We start from the raw sequence: 19,291 nt of genomic DNA on the forward strand, positions 1-19,291 counted from the left end.
GGTAAAATTAAAATAACCAAACAAAAACCTTACCTGAAAGGAGGCATCCATCAAGTGCACACTAATAATTCTATCAAAAATTTATTAGGTTTTAAAGATGTTATTATAAAAAGATTATTCATAATGACACGTACATTGAGATATACTTAGAAACTAAGAAAAAATTTGTACTTGCCCTAATTGTAATTCCAAAGTTACAAGAGTTCACGATTATAGAATTCAGCGTATTAAAGACATACCCTTATTCTTTAAACATACTTTTATCATTCTTAAAAAACGTATATATCGTTGTAATGCCTGCGGCAAAAATTTTATGAACATATAGAATTTTTACCTCGTTATCATAGAATAACTAATAGATTAGCTATGTTTGTAATTAATGAATTATCTAATGAATATAGTATGACATCAGTTGCTAGAAAAACTAATCTATCTATCGATACTATAAAACGTATTTTTGATAATGTATCTTACTCTTCTCCTACTAATTTACCTAAAATAATATCTATAGATGAATTTAAAGGTAACTCTGGTGGTTCTAAATATCATTGTGCAATAGTCGATCCTGTTAATCATAAAATACTAGACATTATTAAAGATAGAAAAGAGCATATTCTTATAGATTATTTTAGAAAAATTAAAAATCGCGATAGCGTTACACACTTTATTTGTGATATGTGGCAACCCTATATTGATTTAGCTAAAACTTATTTCAAAAATGCTGTAATTGTTATAGATAAATTTCACTATATTAGACAAGTCATATGGGCAGTAGAAGCGGTAAGAAAACGTATCCAAAGAGAACTATCAATTAAATTAAGAAAATACTTTAAAAGAAGTAAAAAGCTTATTTTAAAAAGATATGGCTTACTTGATACAGATTCAAAGTTAGCTTTACAAGTTATGTTTTCTTATAATAGTGAATTAGCAATTGCCCACACTTTAAAGGAAAAGTTATTGAGTATTATTGATGCTTCACCTTCTTCTAACGAAGCTCGTGTCCTCTTTAGTTTAATGAGCATGACTATGATGAATATCTTGAGTGTGTCTATGTGAATGGGTGCATTCTTCATGAGTATGAATGTGAGTATGTCTACCGATAATAGTTTCATTATGGCTATGATTATGATGACCATCATTATGACTATGGCTATGCTCATGAGTTATTACAGTATGATGATGCTTATGATTGTGTTCTTCTGTGGACGCAAAATACATACCTGCAATCATAATAAATAATGCAATAATAAATGAGGATGTTGGTAGTTCTCTAAAAATTATCAGTGATAACCCTACGCCAATAAATGGAGATACTGCGTAATAAGCACTTGTCTTTGCTGCTCCTAAGTATCTTTGGGCATAAATATAAAAGAATATACTTAAGCCATAAGCAAAAATCCTAATATTAAGGCTACTATTAGATAAGATATATTATTTATTTTTTCTCCTAATGTCAGTGCAATTAGTAAAGAACCTATTCCAGAACCAAATCCTTTTATTATAACAACTTGTATTGGGTCTTTTAAAGATAATTTTCTTGTGCAGTTATTTTCAAGTCCCCAACAGATAGTTGCCAGCAATACAAAAATAGAACCAAATGAAAATGAAAAACTACTTATGTCTTCTACAGACAAAATCATACTTGACACAGTAATCAAAATTATAGCACTCCATAGTCTTTTACTTATGGGTTCCTTAAATACTTTTAAAGCGATTAAAGATGTAGTAACAATTTCAAAATTATTAAGTAATGAAACATTAGCAGCAGATGTCATTGTAAGTCCAATAATTAAAAAATAGGTGCTGCAATATCTAACATAACCATGCCAATAGTATATGGAAGTTCTTGTTTTGTAAATCTTGGCTCAGTCTTTTCCTTATATTTCTTATGTTTAATTAGGTCAGCAATAGACATTCCTAACCCTGCACCAAGATATAGAAAAGATGCCATTAATGTAGGTGGTATTTCCTTTAACAAAAGTTTGGATACAGGTGAACTAATAGCGTATAATGCTGCTGCCAGTATAGCAAAAAAATTGCTTTATATTGTTTATCTTCCATTCTAAATACCTCCCAAATCTATTTTATAAACTGTTCTATGGCTTTATTTAAATCCTCTATTACCTTTTTATCTCCAGTTTCTACTGCATTTACTACGCAGTTATTGATATGTTCCTGTAAAATAATTTTTCCTATATTATTAACGGCAGATTTTACTGCTGCAATTTGAATAAGAACCTCACTACATTCTCTTCCATCCTCTACCATTTTCTTAACAGATTCTAAATGCCCTATTGCTCTAGATAATCTATTAATAACTGCTTTAGTATTTTCATGATTTTGCTTATGTACTTCATTCATATACAATCCTCCCATAAATATCCCACATGGGGGTTATAAAAATTATATCATTATTTCATTCAGATTTCAATATTATTATTAAACTCTTAATGACATCTATGATGATATTTACTATCTATGTTTTTGAGAATAAGGTTCATGGGCTAAGGTTAAAGATTTTATTCCACCTTTTAAGTTGTTATATCAATATTATCTTCAATATAGTAGTCAATACCTCTCTCAATTCCTTTAAATAAAATCAGTAGTTTCAAATTTCTAAGCAATATATCGCTCTAATCAAAACTCTAATGAAAAATCTAATCCCTTAACCCTTCCCCCAAAAATAAAAAACTCCGCAGTAAAACAGGAGTTATACCGCATATACTGCGAGGTTTTTGAATTTATTATTCAGATGTAACTTAACTTTATTATCTATTTGACACGACTTTATTATTTTCAACACAAGTTTTTTATCTCTGACACAACTTTTTTATTTTTCCCCTTATACCTTACCCCTTTACCCTACTCATCCTAAAACAAAATCATGGCTCCAATAAGACTTTCTGCCCTATTTTCACCATGACTTTTAATACAACTTTTTATTCGTGACACGAGTTTTTGGGGTATATACCACCTTGGCTAATCCAAAGTGGAACTTTTTATTATTCAACTGTTACTGATTTTGCTAAGTTTCTTGGTTTATCTACGTCACAACCTCTTTCAACTGCTGCATAGTATGATAGAAGTTGTAATGGTATTACTGATAAAACTGGTGCAAGTAGAGGAAGCGTCTTTGGTACATAAACTGCTTGGTCAACTACCTTTAGAATATCTTCGTGTCCATCAAAGGCAATTCCTAACACCTTTGCTCCTCTTGTTACGACTTCCTTAATATTGCTTACCATCTTGTCGTATAAGTCTTCTTGTGTTGCAAGTGCTATAACTGGAACTCCCTTGTCTATTAAAGCAATTGGTCCGTGTTTTAATTCACCTGCAGCATAAGCCTCTGCGTGAATATATGATATTTCCTTTATCTTTAATGCACCTTCAAGTGCTACTGCAAAATCAAGCCCACGTCCAAGATAGAATATATCCTTGTGGTTATAGTTCTTTGCAGCAAACTTTTGTATTTCTTCCTTTCTCTTTAAAACCTCTTCAGCCTTTTCAGGAAGATTTAACAGTTCATCTCTTATCACTCTATATTCTTCAACTGACATTCTGCCATTTAGTCTTGCAAGGTATAGTGCAACTATATAAATTGCAATTAGTTGAGTCACATAAGCTTTTGTTGAAGCAACTGCAATTTCTGGTCCTGCCCAAGTGTAAAGAATGTCATCTGCTTCTCTTGCAACTGAACTTCCAACAACATTTGTTATAGCTATAACTCTTGCTCCCCTATTCTTTGCTTCTCTAAGTGCTGCAAGTGTATCTGCAGTTTCACCAGATTGTGATATAACCATCATAAGTGTTCTTTCATTTAAAATTGGATCTCTATATCTAAACTCAGATGCAATATCAACTTCAACTGGAATTCTTGCAAGCTTTTCTATTACATATTTTCCAACAAGTCCTGCGTGATATGCTGTACCACAGGCTACTATATAAATCTTATCTATATTCTTTAGGTCTTCTGCAGTAAGCTTTATATCATCTAAAACTATCTCATCAGAATTATGAGCTATTCTTCTTGTTAGCGTATCTCTTATCGCCTTTGGTTGTTCGTGGATTTCCTTAATCATAAAGTGTTCATATCCACCCTTTTCAGCAGCTTCTGCATCCCAAGTAACGTGGAATATTTCCTTTTGAATTGGCAGACCTTCCTTTGTCATTATTTCAACTTTATCTCTTGTTAAAACAACTATTTCTTTATCATTTAATAGATATACATCCCTTGTATATGCTAAAATCGCTGGTATATCTGAAGCAATAAAGTTTTCGCCTTCACCAAGTCCTACTATAAGTGGGCTGTCCTTTCTTACTGCTACCATCTTATCAGGCTCAAAGCTACATACAACTCCAAGAGCATAGGAACCTTCTATCTTATCAAGTGCCTTCATTACAGCCTTTACAATATCTCCCTCATAGAAATAGTCAATAAGGTGTGGAACAACCTCAGTATCAGTTTCTGATTTAAACTCATATCCTAAAGTTTGAAGCCATTCTCTAAGCTCAAGATAGTTTTCAATAATTCCATTGTGAACTACACCTATTGTCATATCCTTGTTGTAATGTGGGTGTGAATTTACATCTGATGGTTCTCCGTGAGTTGCCCATCTTGTATGGCCTATTCCTATTGTACCTTCAATTGGATTTTGATTTAGTTTATCTTCAAGATTTTTTAGTCTTCCTTTACACTTTTCTATATTAATTCCCTTTTCATTTATAATAGCAACACCTGCTGAATCATATCCTCTATATTCAAGTTTTGATAAACACTCAACTAAGAGTGGCGCCGCTTGTCTTTTACCAATATATCCTACTATTCCACACATATTTAGTCTCCTTCCATTAAGTTATAATACATTGACCTGGCCCCTTTGTCCCTAAAATTGCTTTTAGGTTTTGTCTGGCCGTTTTCGGTGGTCAGCCGCAGGGCATCCGCCGATAACTCGATAAACCCTGTCCTCGTCAACTTGCACTGTGCAAGTCCCGGCGCTTTATATTATTAAAAAATATTATTTATACTTTTCCTCACCTCCTTTTAGATTTCAAAAACTGCCTCAAAAGAGGCAGTTTTAATTTCATTATACATAATTTATTAAATAAGTAAAATGTTTTTTCATTTAATTAACAATTTATTTAAATTATTTACTTCTCTCTTCTATAAGTTTTGCTAAGTTCTTTGCAAGCATATCAATTTCCTCTTGATTTTCACCCTCAAGCATCACTCTAACAAGAGGTTCTGTTCCAGATGGTCTAATTAAAACTCTTCCTCTTCCCTCAAGGGCCTTTTCTAATTTTTGAATTTCATTAAGTATAACCTCATCTTCAGTATATGCATATTTCTTTTCATTTGTCACCTTTGCATTAACTAACACCTGTGGAAGCTCCTTCATAATTGAAGCAAGTTCTGACATCTTTTTTCCACTCTTTTTAGTGTTGTAGCTATTTTTAATGCTGTTACAAGTCCATCCCCTGTTGTATTATAATCAAGGAATATTATATGACCAGACTGTTCTCCACCAATTTTATAACCACCCTTTATCATCTCTTCTAAAACATATCTATCTCCAACCTTTGTCTTTATTGTCTTTATACCTTCCCTATTACAAGCAATATCAAGTCCCATATTACTCATAACAGTAACTACAAGGGTATCCTTGTCAAGTTTACCTTGCTTTTTCATTTCACTTGCTATAATTGTCATTATAAAATCACCATTTATAATATTTCCCTTTTCATCTACAGCAAGGCATCTATCTGCATCTCCGTCAAAGGCAAGTCCTAAATCACATCCCATTTTTACAGTAAACTCTTTAAGTTCATTCATATGTGTAGAACCGCAATTTTTATTAATATTTTTTCCATCTGGGTTGTTATGTATTACAAAAACCTCTGCACCTAATTCTCTAAATACCTTAGGTGCTATATAGTAGGATGCTCCTTCTGCACAATCTAAAGCAACTTTTATACCATCAAGTCTTATTCCTGCAACTTCCTTTAAAAATTCTACATAATATTCAACTGCATCTTCTCTATGTTCTCTTACACCTAAATCTTCTCCTATTGGTGAAGGTACGTCTAAGAGACCATTATTTATTATCTCTTCTATCTTATCCTCAACTTCATCTGGAAGCTTATATCCATCTTTATTAAAGAACTTTATACCATTGTATTCAACTGGGTTGTGGGATGCTGAAATTACAACCCCTGCATCTGCACCAAGTTTTCTTGTTAAATATGCAACTGCTGGAGTTGGAACAACACCAACACAAATAGCGTGGGCACCAACTGACATTATCCCTGCAACAAGTGCACTTTCAAGCATATCACCTGATATTCTTGTATCCTTACCAACTATTATAGTAGGCTTGTGGGCCCCTTCTGTTAAAACAAAGGCTCCAGCTCTTCCTAATTTATATGCAAGTTCTGCAGTAAGTTCTGTATTTGCAATGCCTCTTACTCCATCTGTACCAAACATTCTTCCCATAGTTATCCTCCCAACCTGTATTAAATTGTAACCTTAACTATAATATCATATTATCATACATTGTAAAAGAGGAAAATTTCATTAGTTAGTTTTACATTTTTTAATGGTATAGTAATAATCACCATTTTATAGAATACCTGTATATTACATCTTAAGGGTAGGACTTTTTAAAACAAAGAAAAAATGATGAATGTTAAAGGAATCCTTAAAAGGTAAATTCAATAGGATAATTGAATTTACCTTTTTAAAAGTCTGTGCCGTGGCTTATAACCACGGCACACATTAATTAATTCTTTATGCCTTTACATCAGTTCCCTTTGATGTTTTAGCTCCACTTAAAACCCTGTATGTTTCTACTATTAGCTCAATTGCAAATATAAATAGCAATATAGCAATTACAAACAATACATAGTTTTTAGCTTTAAAGAAGTTTACTGTTAACAATACAAGTGCAGTTAAAGTCACCGCAAACATAAATATCATTGGAATTATAGTCATTATATTCTTCTTCTTATTTCTTGCAAGCCAAGCTGTAACAGCAAGAAGTGCAAGTGCTGAAAGTAGTTGGTTTGCTGTTCCAAATATTGGCCATATCTTTTGGTAACCAAACATTAATAAAAGTGCTGATATTAAAACAGTTAAAAGAGTTGATATATACATATTATTGAGCTTAGATTCTTTACCAAATACTGTTTCAACATATTCTTGGAAAATATATCTTCCAAGTCTTGTAGCTGTATCTAAGCTTGTTAATGCAAAGGCTGTAAATGCAAGAGTTATAAATACTTTACCAACTTCAAATGGAATACCTATTTTACTCATAAATGTTGCAACACCTGATGCAAATATAGCAGCTGGTGCTCCTTCTGCCTTAGCAACATATGCAACAGAAATTAATGCGATTATAGCAAGAAAACCTTCTATTAGCATTGCACCATATCCAACAAGGGGTGCATCGCTTTCATTATCTATTTGCTTTGCAGATGTTCCTGAACTTACAAGTGAATGGAACCCAGAAATTGCACCACAGGCAACTGTAACAAAAAGTATTGGGAATAGGTATTGAACACCTGCCTTTGTTGTTACAGTAAATCCTTTAAAGGCTTCAAGTTGAAGACTTGGCCTCATTACAAGTATTCCTAAGAATCCACCAATTAGCATTGCATAAAGTAGGAATGAATTTAGATAATCTCTTGGTTGAAGAAGTAGCCATACTGGAAGTGTTGATGCTAAAAGATGTATATTAAAAGTACAACATACCAAGCTTTTTTAGAAAGAGCAATAAATGGGAACTTATAACCTATATATATTGCCAAGAAAATAAGTATAACACCTACTACAGTTGATACAGCTAAATTATATCCTTTTCTATAAACTAAGAATCCAAATAAAATCGCTAACACTATAAATAGTACCGACGATGTTCCAGCTGCTGGACCTGCTTGGAATCCGCTAATCTCTGGATTATATGCAAAGGCTGAAGCTACAATATCTGTAAATGCAGCTACAACAAGTATTAATGTAAGCCAAGCAAAGGTATTAAATAGCTTTTTACCCTTTTACCTACATTAACTTCAATTATTTCTCCTATTGATTTTCCACCGTGTCTTATTGATGCAAGTAGTGAACCAAAATCGTGTACTGCACCAAAGAAAATACTTCCTATTACAATCCACAAAAATACTGGAAGCCATCCAAACATTGCTGCTTGAATTGGTCCTGCAATTGGTCCAGCACCAGCAATTGAAGCAAAGTGGTGTCCTAAAAGTACCTTTGAATTGGTTGGAACATAATCTACATTGTCAAAATTTGTGTGGGATGGTGTAGGTCTCTTTGGGTCAATTCCCCACTGCTTTGTAAGATAAGCACCGTAGGTCACATAGGCTACTAAGAAAACTATGATGCCAATAAAAATGAGCCACAATGAATTCATAAAACCCCTCCTTTTTTATTTTAAGGTGTAATTTGATACACCTTTTTAACCCTTTACCCTCCCTGTTACATATAATATCTTGTCCATTCAAATTAACTGCCAACAGCCTTGTATCAAACCAACCCCTGATTCCAAATAAGAATGTTTTTGAATGTTTAAACTTTATTAATTTATCAATTGAATTACTTTTTACTTCATCAAATAAAATAATACCATTTAAATATGTAGACATATGATTCTTGGTTGGCTTTACAAACTCCTTTGATGTTTCCTTTAAAAAATTAATAAAATTTTCAGCTATGTATTCATCTAAACAGCTATAATATTTTACAAAAACATATTCATAATTTTCAAAGCTATCAATAATATCCTTCTTCGTTAAAAAGGTTCTACCATTTAAACTATAATGTTTAGCAAACATATCAAGTTCTAATCCTAATATCTCTTTGTTATATTCTATTTCAAAATGTCTTTCAAATTTCTTTGCTAATAAACTAATATACTGAATTTTATTCAAAAAATCCCCCTACTTTTTATATATTTATTTCTATCTTGTATTCGGCAAGTAATGCCGAAAGACATTGGAATTAAAGGATTTTTGTTCAAAAATTAAAAGAAATCATCCCTTTTAAGTGTTAAAATATAATTGCAAAACTAAAACACAAAAGGGTGATTTCTATGGATAGTTTACAACAAAATCAAAAAAATTTAAAGAAGAAAATTAGATTTTTGAACATGAAAGCAAAATTTAATGATACCAAAGTTACTTCTGTAGCAACTTTTTCTTATGTGGAATCCTTTAAACAAATAATAGGATTACCAACTATTTTAGAAAAAGGCGTAACCTATAAGAAGGCCGCTAATTCTACTTTTAATACTGCAGAAATTATAGAATACATGATTGATGCAAATATTCTTGGTTTCTCAAGATTTATGCACATTGAAACATTAAGAAATGATGAAGGATATAAAAAGTTTAAAGGTGTAGATAAATTACCCAGTGAAAAAGTATGTAGAGATCTCTTAAAAGCTTTACCAACAGAAACTTTAGAAGAATTAAGAACTATAAATAAAAAAATACTTGACTTAAAGTCTTCAACTGAAGATGTACGCGAGGTTTGTATTAATATTGATGATACTGTTATAACTATCTTTGGTAATCAAGAAAAATCAGGAATAGGATATAATCCAAGGTACAATGGAAGACCATCATTTAAAGAAAAAGTTGGGTTTATTTCAGGAACTGATGAATTACTTAACATTACTCTTGAAAATGGTAGACACCATAGTAATTATAAATTTTTAGATTTCTTTAAGAGTTGTGTAAACCAGCTTCCTTCAAGATATATTCTTAAAAGAGTTAGACTTGATAGAGGTTTTTTGATGAAGAAAACTTTTTATATTTTGAAGATAATGGAATAGAATATGTTGTTAAATGTAAAATGTATTCTACTGTTAAAATGATAATAGATTTTATAAATAATAATCCAAAGGATTATATATGGCACGATATAAGTTCTACTTTATCTGTTACAGAAATTACAGTTCCATTGCCTAAATGGCAAAGAGCAAGAAGATTTGTGATTATAAGAGAAAAAATTATTCCAAAAAATATGAATCAGTTAATGTTCGAAGAATGTAAATATAAATATCAAGCAATAGTAACAAATATAAATTATTTAACACCTGAAGAAATATTTCAAGATTATAATCAACGATGTGATGTTGAAAATAATATAGATGAAATAAAAGAAGGCTATGCCTTTAGCGAAAATAGTTTAGTAAATCATAAATGCAATGAATTGTACCTTTTAATAAAAATGATAGCATATAACATTCATAACTGGTTTAAACAAGCAATCATGCCTAAGGAAGTACAACATCATGAAATTAGTACATTAAGAAGAATATTTTATAGAGTTTGTGGTAATGTTTGCGGCAGCAAATATTATAGATATTTAAGTTTTTCAAATAATTGCTTATTAGAAAAAATCATTACTCATATTCAAAAACAAATACATATTTTTAGTAGAAAAATGATAACAGTTTATACTTAATAGTAAAATAAAAACAATAAATTCCCTTAAAAATCCAAATGTTATTTGGGTTTATTAAGTATACTCAAAAAAGACCTAACGGTATAAAATATCATAATAAATGTAAATTTATTCATAAAGAAAACAAAAATGGCAAGTAGAAACTTTTTTAAAATTTACTTGCCGAATTCAAGTTTAATTTTACCAGGTGTCTAATCAGGTGCACATATTTTTTGTAAAAAATATGCTGGGTCTACGCCCCAACATTTATTATAGAACCTAATTATTTAGATAGGGGATTTAAATGAATTTTGAGCAAAAACTGCTTGAGATTATTTTAAGCAATATTGATGAGGGGATTCACGTTGTAGATAGTGAAGGAAATACAGTAATATATAATAAAGCTATGGAGCAGATTGAAGGGTTAAATTCAAGTGAAGTTATAGGAAAAAATTTAAAGGACCTTTTCCCAAATTTAAATGAAACAACAAGTACGCTATTATCAGCATTAAAAACAGGACAACCTGCCCTTGAAAGATATCAAACATATCTTAATAAAAGGGGTACAATATAACTACAGTAAACACAACTTTCCCAATCATCTGTGAAGATAAAATATGTGGAGCAGTAGAGATATCTAAAAATTTTACTAAGATAAAAGAACTATATGATAGAATACTTGAGCTTAAAAATAGTCAACAGGAAAAAAAGGATAATTATAATTTTGACGATATTATAGGTGCAAGTCCAGATTTTTTGAAAACTATCGAACTTGCTAAAAAGCAAGCAGAAGTAACTCTACTGTTTTAATCATTGGAGAAACAGGTACAGGCAAAGAGGTTATAGCAAGATGTATACATTACGCAAGCTCAAGAAATAAAGAACCATTTATAGCTGTAAACTGTGCTGCACTTCCTGAGAGCTTGCTTGAAGGTATATTATTTGGTACAGTAAAGGGAGTTTTACAGGAGCAATTAACAGACCAGGATTATTTGAACAGGCAAATGGAGGAACACTTCTTTTAGATGAAATAAATTCAATGCCTATAAATTTACAAGCAAAGTTATTGAGGGTTTTGCAGGAGGGATACATAAGACGAATAGGAGATGTCAAGGATATTCCAATAGATGTTAGAATAATAGCAACTATTAATGAGGATCCTTATACCTCAATAATACAGGGTAATTTAAGAAAGGATTTGTATTATAGGCTAAGTGTAATTAATATAAATATTCCTCCGTTACGAGAAAGAAAAGAGGACATACCTGTATTTGTAAATGAGTTTATAAAAAATATAATATGGAATTTATAAAGGATGTATGGGAAGTCTCGGATGATGTTTATGATGGTTTTTAAGCTATGATTGGCCAGGAAATGTACGAGAACTTAAGAACTATATTGAAGGTGCAATGAATATTGTAACAGGTCACGTACTAAGACGTGAGCACTTTGCACCTAATGTTCAGGAGATTATATTTAAAAGGTTTTATACAGAAATATCGGATATAAAATATGATTTTAAAATTCCTTTAGATGATTATTTAGATGATATTGAAAAAAGATAATACTATCAGCACTTGAAAAAACAAATTTTAATATATCAAAGGCAGCAAATATGTTAAAGATAAAAAGACAGAACCTACAACATAAAATGAATAAATATGGTATAAAAAAGGAATGATATTTTTCAGCAACCCCTATGCAAAATATTTTGCATAGGGGTTTTGTAGTATTTCGTATGTTTTTAAACAATGCAAAAATATTGCACATCAAACTTTCTAATATAAAATTACTGAATATTTAAACATTTTATTTTTTAACAAAAACAACTACTCTTTCTCTCTAAAATGAATATACCTGGATATCCTCCTTTTGCTAAATAATTTCAGATTTTTGTTTTAAAGGTAATTGCTTTGCTTAGATTGTTTTGTACTGATTTACGCATCCTTTTAAGTTATAAATTAAGATTTGCTAAAGAGTATGAAAAATACCTTAAATTTTTTATAGTTTTTTATACATTGAGCTTTTTGCTTATTTTTAAAAAGATAATAAATATAACTTTGTTAATTTTATGTAATTAAGATATTAATATAAACTTGGCATTATCTTTGCTTTATTAATATAAAAAAGTTTAGGGAGGAGAAATAAAATGGATAAAATTAAGGTTATTCAATGGGGCGTAGGAAATATGGGCAGTGGTATGGTCAAGATGATTTTAGAAAAGGAAGGAATTGAAGTAGTTGGTGCTATCGACAGAAAAGAAAATGAAGGAAAGGATTTAGGAGAACATATTGGACTTGGAAGAAAATTAGGTATAACAATATCATCAGATCCAGAAAAGACATTAAGTCAGGTAAAGGCAGATGTTGTTTTGCTGGCTATAGATTCATTTGTTAAGGGAGTAGAAAAACAAATTAAACTAATATGCAGTCATAAAATGAATTGTATAACTATTGCAGAAGAAATGGCTTATCCTTATATAGCTGAACCAGAATTATCAAAGGAAATAGATGAAATTGCAAAGGCAAATGGAGTAACTGTTCTTGGAACAGGTGTAAACCCAGGATTTGTGTTAGATACATTAATAATAACATTAAGTGCAGTATGCAGAAGTGTAAAGAAGATAAGAGCAGCAAGAATAAATGACCTTTCACCCTTTGGAAAGACAGTTATGAGGGAACAGGGTGTTGGGCTTACAGTTGAGGAGTTTGTGAGGGGAATTGAGGACGGCTCTGTATATGGTCACGTAGGTTTTGAAGAATCAATACCTATGATTGCAGATGCTCTTGGAATTGAAATAGATGAAGTAAAACAGACAAAGGAACCTATAATATCAAATACTCACAGAGAAACAAAGGATGTTGTTGTTGAACCAGGTATGGTATGCGGATGCAATCATTGTGGTTATGGTTTAAAAAATGGTGAAGTGGTAATTGCACTTGAACATCCACAACAAATACATCCAGAGATTGAAAACATAGAAACTGGTGATTATATATGGATTGAAGGAGATCCAAACATAAGCCTATGCATAAAGCCAGAAGTTCCAGGCGGAATAGGTACTATAGCAACAGCTGTTAATATGATACCACACGTATTAAATTCAAAACCTGGTCTTGTAACAATGAAGGATTTACCACTTCCACACGCTATAATGAATGATTTTAGAATGCATCTTACTAAATAGAGGTGAGAAATTTGGAAGTAATTAAAAAGGAACTTACGTACAGATACATCAAATTGTATTAAATCCTGAAGATAGAGCAGTAAACCTTCCAGAGGAGACAAGAAAAGTCCCCTTGAAATGTGGGTAAAGGGATTCTTAAGTTTTGATGCACAGCTTGGAGATGAAGTTGAGATAATAACTCTAACTAATAGGAAGGTTAAGGGAGTGTTAGTTGAAGTTAATCCAAGCTATAACCACGATTTTGGTAAATTTGTTCCTGAAATATTAAAAATAGGACAAGATTTAAGAAGCATATTAAAGGACGGTGAATAAAGTGGCAGATTATAGCTATAATGCCGTTATGTCAAGAAAAAATGAAATAATGAAAAGAGCTGTAGGAATAGATTATTCAAAATTTCAAACATCAAGAATTGCCTTTGATTATGAAAAGATGATGCGGGAAACAGGATATACGCTTCAGGAGGTACAAAATATACAAAAGGATGCTGGGGTTGGCAATACTCCACTTATTGAACTTAAAAATTTAACAGCACTTGTTAGAAAGATATCTCCAAAGGGCAAGGGAGCAAGAATATTTATAAAGGATGAAGCCTGCAATCCGTCGGGTAGTTTTAAGGATAGACGTGCAGCTGTTTCGGTATATCACGCAAAAAATTAGGCTATAAGGGTGTAGTTGCAGCTACCAGTGGAAATTATGGTGCTGCGGTTGCATCACAGGCAGCAATGAGGAATTTAAATTGTATTATAGTTCAAGAATGTTATGATTCAAGAAAAATTGGACAGCCTGAGATATTAGAAAAACAGAGAAAATGTGAATGCTACGGTGCGGAGGTAGTTCAGCTAACAGTAGGACCAGAACTTTTTATACATTTTTGAGAATTCTTGAAGAAACTGGATATTTTAATGCATCCCTTTACTCTCCATATGGTATTGCAGGAGTTGAGACCTTAGGTTATGAAGTTGCTATACAGTGCAGAGAACAACTTGGTAAAGACCCTGATGTTGTTGTTATAACTCACGCTGGAGGAGGAAATGTTACAGGAACAGCAAGGGGACTTATAAAGGCTGGAGCACTTAATACAAAGGTTGTAGGAGCAAGTGTTGATTTAACAGGACTTCATATGGCATCGGATAAGGACTTTAATAGGAAATCCTTTACTACTGGACATACAGGTTTTGGAATACCTTTTGCAACTTGGCCTGATAGGTCTGATGTTCCAAGAAGTGCAGCAAGGCCTTTAAGATATCTTGATAGGTATGTAACTATAAAACAGGGTGAAGTATTTTACATTACGGAAGCTTTAGCACAGCTTGAGGGATTAGAAAGGGGCCAGCTGGAAATACATCTCTTACGGCAGCCTTTTACATTGCACAGGAGATGGATGAAGACCAAATAATTGTAGTTCAAGAAACAGAATATACTGGAGCGGGAAAACATCATATGGCACAGTTATCCTTTGCAAAAGAAAATGGAATAGAAGTCAAGTTTGGTAATCCTGAAGAAGAAAGGGCAGGATGCAACATTATTCTTCCTGAACACCCAAGTTTAATAAAGGCAAGAGATGTTGACTTAAATAAATTAAAGAAGTCATACATTAAAAATTGCATTGATAATTATAAAGTAGATGAAGTAAGTCGAAAGGATGTAGAGTTTTTAGCAGAAGATACAAAACTTTCAATAGAGGAAGTAGAAAAGGTACTTTCAGAAATAAATGTAAGCATTGTTTAATAAGGAGGGGTTTAAATGGCATTAAAAAGGCCTGATGATTTTGAAGTAAGAAGACAACATTTAAAGGATTTAACAGATGAAGAGTTAGAAAAAGGTTTTGGCAGCTTGCAGAAGAAATAGTAAAACCTTTAGTGGAAATAGCATATACCCATACATCACCAGCTGTTGAAAGATCAGTTCTTTTAAGAATGGGCTTTTCCAGCATAGAAGCAAAGGCAATTGTTGAAGGAGTTCAAAACTTAGGACTTCTTGGAAAAGGGGCAGGTAATGTAGTGTATAGGCTTGCTAAAAAGAAGAATATACCAATAAGAGAAGCAGGTTTATTACTTGTTGAAGGAAAAGCGTGGGATGAAGTGCCAGCACTATTTTAAGGGGGTAAAGTATGTTAGAAAAGAATGAAAAATTAAACATAGAAGAAATTTTACAGAATCTTGAAAACTACAGGCCAAAACGAAAAGGTTGGCATTGGAGGGAAGAGCAGGGCAATCAAGTTTATGGTGAATTTGAATATCATCAAGCATCAAAACCATTAAAGAATAGCTGTCCACTTCCAGCTGCAAAAGTTTTGGATATATTGACCCACAACCAGACTGTGTAATAACAACAGAAATAGCTTCAGGAAGATTTGAAGATGATATAAGAAGAATGAGAATGGCTGCTTGGCACGGTGCAGACCATATAATGGTAATAAGAACAGCAGGACAAAGTCACTATGATGGACTTATAGAGGGTACTCAGAAGGTGTAGGTGGAGTTCCTATATCAAGAAAACAAGTTAGAGCTACAAGAAAAGCATTGGATATAATTGAAGAAGAGGTTGGAAGGCCAATAAATTTTCATTCCTATGTATCTGGCGTAGCTGGCCCTGATATAGCAGTTATGTTTGCAGAAGAAGGAGTAAATGGTGCACACCAAGACCCTCAATATAATGTGCTTTATAGAAATATAAATATGGTAAGATCCTTTGTGGATGCAGCAGTTGCAAAGAAAATAATGGCCTTTGCTGATATGGTACAAATAGATGGTGCACATAATGCAAATGCAACAGCTATGAAGGGGTACAAGGTAATGCCTGAGCTAATGGTACAGCACGCACTTAATTGTGCATATTCAAAGATGGTTGGAATGAAGCCACAAAATATAGCACTTTCAACAGTTCCTCCAACTGCACCACCAGCACCTTGTCTAAGAATAGACCTTCCTTATGCAGTTGCTTTAAGACAGTTGTTTAAAGAATATAAAATGAGAGCCCAGATGAATACAAAGTATATGGAAAGTTGTACAAGAGAAGCTACTGTAACACACGTATTAAATCTACTCATTTCAAGATTAACAAGGGCAGACATTCAATCAACAATTACACCAGATGAGGGAAGAAATGTTCCTTGGCATTATAACAATATTCACGCCATAAATACAGCAAAACAAGCCTTAATAGGTATGGATGGACTTCTTGAAATGGTAGAACTTAAAAGGATGGATATTTAGTAGAAAAGGTAAGGGAACTTAAGGAAAGAGCAGTACTATTTATGGAGGAAATACTTGAAGTTGGCGGATATTTTAAGGCTGTTGAAATGGGATTCTTTGTTGATTCTGGTATGTATCCAGAAAGAAATGGAGATGGCATAGCAAGGCAAATAAATGGAGGAATAGGTGCAGGTACAGTTGTTGAAAGAGATAAGGATTATATGGCACCTGTTTGTGAACATTTTGGATATAACAATCTACCAGAAGGAATTACAAAGGCGTGTGACTTAATTGATGGATGTACCTTCTGTAAGCCTGAAAAGATAATATTTATAGATGAACTTGATGAAAATGATAATGTAAATAGAAGATTAAAGGAAACTGAAACTTTAAGGCATTCAAATGAAATTAAGCCAGAGGTCGAATGGTGTGGAGATGGTATAGTTTCAACAACAATCTTCTTACCTGTTGAAGAAAGAGTTGCAGAATTTGCAGCAATGGAAATAGGAAAGAAGATGGGACTTGAGGATGTTGTTGTAATTCATAAACAAGTAATGCAACCTGCAGAAGGAACGCTTGTTGAAATAAAAGGAAGGGTTCCATTTACAATAGATATTTCAAAGCTTGAGATACCAAAGAAGCCCGAGATATTATCGGATGAAGAAATAAGAAAGGATATAGAAAGAAAACCAATGAAGGTTGTTGCTGCTACAGTTGGCGAAGATGAACACTCAGTTGGATTAAGAGAGGTAATAGATATTAAGCACGGAGGAATTGAAAAATACGGAATAGAATGTCTATATCTTGGTACATCCTGCCCAGTTGAAAAATTAGTAGATGCAGCAATAGAATTTAATGCAGATGCAATACTTGCAAGTACAATAATTACGCATAATGATGTTCATATAAAAAATATGAAGAAGATACACGAACTTTGCATTGAAAAGGGTGTAAGAGATAGGCTGATTGTTTGTGCGGGAGGAACTCAAGTAACTGATGAAATAGCAAAATCTGCAGGAATGGATGCAGGATTTGGACGTGGAACTAAGGGAAATGATGTTGCTTCATTCTTAGTAAAGAGAAGAAGGGAAATGGAGAATTATGAAGGTTGATGTATTGGTTGCTGAAATAGGCAGCACTACAACGGTTGTAAATGCCTTTGACTTAAAAAAGGCTGAATTTATAGGACAGGGCCAGGGACCAACTACGGTATTAGATGGAGATGTTACAATAGGCCTTAATATGGCTTTAGAGGATTTAAAAACAAATATAGGGGTTAACACTATCGAATATGATGATTTTTGGCAACAAGTAGTGCGGCAGGTGGACTAAGAATGACTGTGCACGGCCTTGTTTTTGATATGACTGCAAGGGCAGCAAGGGAGGCTGCCCTTGGGGCTGGTGCCATCATAAAATTAGTTACTGCAGGAAAGCTAAGAAGAAGTGATTTAAATAAGATAAAGGAAATTAAGCCCAACATAATACTTGTTGCAGGCGGACTTGATTATGGAGAAAGAGATACTGCACTTAATAATGCTGAGGAGATAGCAAAATTAAAATTAGATGTTCCGGTTATATATGCAGGAAATATAGAAAACCACGAAGATGTAAAAATAATATTTGAGGAATATGGACAAAAACTTTATATAGTTGAAAACGTGTATCCACGAATAGATGAGTTAAACGTTGAACCTACAAGAAAGGTAATACAAAGTGTCTTTGAGGAGCATATAACAGGTGCACCGGGGATGCATAAGGTTAGGCAGATGGTAAAGGGGCCTATCATTCCAACACCAGGTGCAGTTATGGAATGTGCAATTATGCTTAAGGATGAAATTGGAGATTTGATGGTGTTGGATGTTGGTGGAGCAACAACAGATGTTCATTCAGTTACGGAGGGAAGCGATGAAATCCAAAGAATAATGATAAGTCCAGAACCAGTGGCTAAAAGAACGGTAGAGGGAGACCTTGGAGTATATGTAAATTTACCACATATAGTGGAAAAGATAGGGATTGAAAATGTTAAGAAGGTATTCAAAGATGCAGATGATTTAATAGCAAATAGAAAGCCAATTCCAAAAACAGAAAGGGAGATAAAATTTATAGAGTATATGACACAAGAGGCTGTACTAACTGCAGTGAGGCGTCACGTTGGTTCTATAAGATATATCTATGGCCCGAGTGGTAAAAAACAATTGCAGAGGGTAAAGACTTAACAAATGTTAAGTGGATTATTGGAACGGGTGGAGCGTTAACAAGGCTTCCAGAACGAGTAAATATATTAAAAAAGATAACACAGGATAATACAGGCGGTATGTTTCTTTATCCTAAAGAGGGCATAGATGTTTTAATAGATAATTATTATATAATGGCGTCGCTTGGAGTGCTTTCGAAAAAATACAGGGATGCAGCCTTAAAGATATTGAAAAAGAGCTTGGGGATTTAGGGGT

The 19,291-nt window shown here is 32.8% G+C and carries 15 protein-coding genes and 10 pseudogenes; 19 read left to right on the plus strand and 6 right to left on the minus strand.

Going from position 1 to position 19,291, the window contains the following annotated elements:
• The first annotated feature begins 163 nt into the window (after positions 1-163).
• Both PL321_RS21610 and PL321_RS14220 read left to right on the plus strand, forming a co-directional pair.
• Positions 164-325: a transposase family protein gene (locus tag PL321_RS21610; protein WP_443110794.1), complete on the plus strand. Its 162-nt coding sequence runs from the start codon at positions 164-166 to the stop codon at positions 323-325.
• Positions 322-1,056: a transposase gene (locus PL321_RS14220; protein ID WP_337961182.1), complete on the plus strand. Its 735-nt coding sequence runs from the start codon at positions 322-324 to the stop codon at positions 1,054-1,056. Before PL321_RS21610 ends, PL321_RS14220 begins: the two co-directional genes overlap by 4 nt.
• Here PL321_RS14220 and PL321_RS14225 read toward each other — a convergent pair.
• The 6 genes and pseudogenes from PL321_RS14225 to PL321_RS14250 form a co-directional block, all read right to left on the minus strand.
• A pseudogene (locus PL321_RS14225) lies at positions 1,012-2,026 on the minus strand (EamA family transporter). The gene PL321_RS14220 and the pseudogene PL321_RS14225 sit on opposite strands and share 45 nt — an antisense overlap.
• 53 nt (positions 2,027-2,079) lie before the next feature.
• A complete protein-coding gene (locus tag PL321_RS14230; RefSeq protein ID WP_273962462.1) occupies positions 2,080-2,361 on the minus strand; it encodes a metal-sensing transcriptional repressor in 282 nt (93 codons plus the stop codon).
• 641 nt (positions 2,362-3,002) lie between these two features.
• Positions 3,003-4,832 carry a glutamine--fructose-6-phosphate transaminase (isomerizing) gene (glmS, locus tag PL321_RS14235; RefSeq protein WP_273962463.1) on the minus strand — a complete coding sequence of 610 codons (1,830 nt, stop codon included), beginning with the start codon at positions 4,830-4,832 and terminating at the stop codon, positions 3,003-3,005.
• A 312-nt stretch (positions 4,833-5,144) separates the two neighbouring features.
• Positions 5,145-6,490, minus strand: a pseudogene (glmM, locus tag PL321_RS14240) (phosphoglucosamine mutase).
• A gap of 294 nt (positions 6,491-6,784) precedes the next feature.
• A pseudogene (locus PL321_RS14245) lies at positions 6,785-8,423 on the minus strand (carbon starvation CstA family protein).
• Positions 8,329-8,940 carry a hypothetical protein gene (locus tag PL321_RS14250; RefSeq protein ID WP_273962464.1) on the minus strand — a complete coding sequence of 204 codons (612 nt, stop codon included), beginning with the start codon at positions 8,938-8,940 and terminating at the stop codon, positions 8,329-8,331. The pseudogene PL321_RS14245 and the gene PL321_RS14250 overlap by 95 nt, the downstream one beginning before the upstream one ends.
• 161 nt (positions 8,941-9,101) lie before the next feature.
• Here PL321_RS14250 and PL321_RS14255 point away from each other — a divergent pair.
• The 17 genes and pseudogenes from PL321_RS14255 to PL321_RS14305 all read left to right on the plus strand — a co-directional run bounded on the left by PL321_RS14255 (position 9,102) and on the right by PL321_RS14305 (position 19,287).
• A pseudogene (locus PL321_RS14255) lies at positions 9,102-10,480 on the plus strand (IS1380 family transposase).
• A gap of 283 nt (positions 10,481-10,763) precedes the next feature.
• Positions 10,764-11,033 carry a PAS domain S-box protein gene (locus PL321_RS14260; RefSeq protein WP_273962465.1) on the plus strand — a complete coding sequence of 90 codons (270 nt, stop codon included), beginning with the start codon at positions 10,764-10,766 and terminating at the stop codon, positions 11,031-11,033.
• Positions 11,034-11,298: 265 nt separating this feature from the next.
• A pseudogene (locus tag PL321_RS14265) lies at positions 11,299-11,771 on the plus strand (sigma 54-interacting transcriptional regulator); the annotation flags it as partial.
• Positions 11,772-11,856: 85 nt separating this feature from the next.
• Positions 11,857-12,024, plus strand: coding sequence for a hypothetical protein (locus PL321_RS14270; protein WP_443110795.1), 168 nt, complete (start codon positions 11,857-11,859; stop codon positions 12,022-12,024).
• Between the two features lie 32 nt (positions 12,025-12,056).
• Positions 12,057-12,140 carry a hypothetical protein gene (locus PL321_RS14275; RefSeq protein WP_273964587.1) on the plus strand — a complete coding sequence of 28 codons (84 nt, stop codon included), beginning with the start codon at positions 12,057-12,059 and terminating at the stop codon, positions 12,138-12,140.
• A gap of 468 nt (positions 12,141-12,608) precedes the next feature.
• The gene (ord, locus tag PL321_RS14280; RefSeq protein WP_273962467.1) at positions 12,609-13,646 is read left to right on the plus strand and encodes a 2,4-diaminopentanoate dehydrogenase; all 1,038 of its coding nucleotides are present in this window, start codon (positions 12,609-12,611) and stop codon (positions 13,644-13,646) included.
• Positions 13,647-13,698: 52 nt separating this feature from the next.
• Positions 13,699-13,958 (plus strand): annotated as a pseudogene (ortA, locus tag PL321_RS14285) (2-amino-4-oxopentanoate thiolase subunit OrtA).
• 121 nt (positions 13,959-14,079) lie between these two features.
• Positions 14,080-14,522: pseudogene (locus tag PL321_RS21615) on the plus strand (pyridoxal-phosphate dependent enzyme).
• Entirely contained in the window at positions 14,519-15,043 is a 525-nt protein-coding gene (locus PL321_RS20260; protein ID WP_337960844.1) for a pyridoxal-phosphate dependent enzyme, read from the plus strand. Before PL321_RS21615 ends, PL321_RS20260 begins: the two are co-directional and overlap by 4 nt.
• On the plus strand, positions 15,025-15,375 hold the full coding sequence (locus tag PL321_RS20265; protein WP_337960845.1) for a hypothetical protein: 351 nt from the start codon (positions 15,025-15,027) through the stop codon (positions 15,373-15,375). Before PL321_RS20260 ends, PL321_RS20265 begins: the two co-directional genes overlap by 19 nt.
• Before the next feature lie 15 nt (positions 15,376-15,390).
• A complete protein-coding gene (gene oraS, locus PL321_RS20270; RefSeq protein ID WP_337960846.1) occupies positions 15,391-15,495 on the plus strand; it encodes a D-ornithine 4,5-aminomutase subunit OraS in 105 nt (34 codons plus the stop codon).
• A pseudogene (locus PL321_RS14295) lies at positions 15,460-15,746 on the plus strand (ornithine aminomutase subunit alpha); the annotation flags it as partial. The gene oraS and the pseudogene PL321_RS14295, both read left to right, overlap by 36 nt.
• Before the next feature lie 11 nt (positions 15,747-15,757).
• Positions 15,758-15,973 carry a hypothetical protein gene (locus PL321_RS20275; protein WP_337960847.1) on the plus strand — a complete coding sequence of 72 codons (216 nt, stop codon included), beginning with the start codon at positions 15,758-15,760 and terminating at the stop codon, positions 15,971-15,973.
• A 38-nt stretch (positions 15,974-16,011) separates the two neighbouring features.
• Positions 16,012-16,862: pseudogene (locus PL321_RS20285) on the plus strand (lysine 5,6-aminomutase subunit alpha TIM-barrel domain-containing protein).
• Positions 16,863-16,903: 41 nt separating this feature from the next.
• Complete coding sequence (locus PL321_RS20290; protein ID WP_337960849.1) at positions 16,904-17,953, plus strand: OAM dimerization domain-containing protein; 1,050 nt, start codon at positions 16,904-16,906, stop codon at positions 17,951-17,953.
• Positions 17,943-18,173: a glutamate mutase L gene (locus PL321_RS20295; RefSeq protein ID WP_337960850.1), complete on the plus strand. Its 231-nt coding sequence runs from the start codon at positions 17,943-17,945 to the stop codon at positions 18,171-18,173. Before PL321_RS20290 ends, PL321_RS20295 begins: the two co-directional genes overlap by 11 nt.
• A gap of 29 nt (positions 18,174-18,202) precedes the next feature.
• Positions 18,203-19,287 (plus strand): annotated as a pseudogene (locus PL321_RS14305) (glutamate mutase L).
• The last annotated feature ends 4 nt before the right edge of the window (positions 19,288-19,291 follow it).

The sequence above is a fragment of the Caloramator sp. mosi_1 genome, assembly GCF_028622835.1.
Classification (GTDB): domain Bacteria; phylum Bacillota; class Clostridia; order Clostridiales; family Caloramatoraceae; genus Thermobrachium.

Excerpts from the sequence above, each read along its gene's own strand:
- PL321_RS20265 (WP_337960845.1), top strand. The coding sequence starts at position 15,025 with ATGGATGAAGACCAAATAATTGTAGTTCAAGAAACAGAATATACTGGA.
- ord (WP_273962467.1), top strand. The coding sequence starts at position 12,609 with ATGGATAAAATTAAGGTTATTCAATGGGGCGTAGGAAATATGGGCAGT.
- PL321_RS20275 (WP_337960847.1), top strand. The coding sequence starts at position 15,758 with ATGTTAGAAAAGAATGAAAAATTAAACATAGAAGAAATTTTACAGAAT.
- oraS (WP_337960846.1), top strand. The coding sequence starts at position 15,391 with ATGGCATTAAAAAGGCCTGATGATTTTGAAGTAAGAAGACAACATTTA.
- PL321_RS14230 (WP_273962462.1), bottom strand. The coding sequence starts at position 2,361 with ATGAATGAAGTACATAAGCAAAATCATGAAAATACTAAAGCAGTTATT.
- glmS (WP_273962463.1), bottom strand. The coding sequence starts at position 4,832 with ATGTGTGGAATAGTAGGATATATTGGTAAAAGACAAGCGGCGCCACTC.
- PL321_RS20295 (WP_337960850.1), top strand. The coding sequence starts at position 17,943 with ATGAAGGTTGATGTATTGGTTGCTGAAATAGGCAGCACTACAACGGTT.
- PL321_RS20290 (WP_337960849.1), top strand. The coding sequence starts at position 16,904 with ATGGAGGAAATACTTGAAGTTGGCGGATATTTTAAGGCTGTTGAAATG.
- PL321_RS14260 (WP_273962465.1), top strand. The coding sequence starts at position 10,764 with ATGAATTTTGAGCAAAAACTGCTTGAGATTATTTTAAGCAATATTGAT.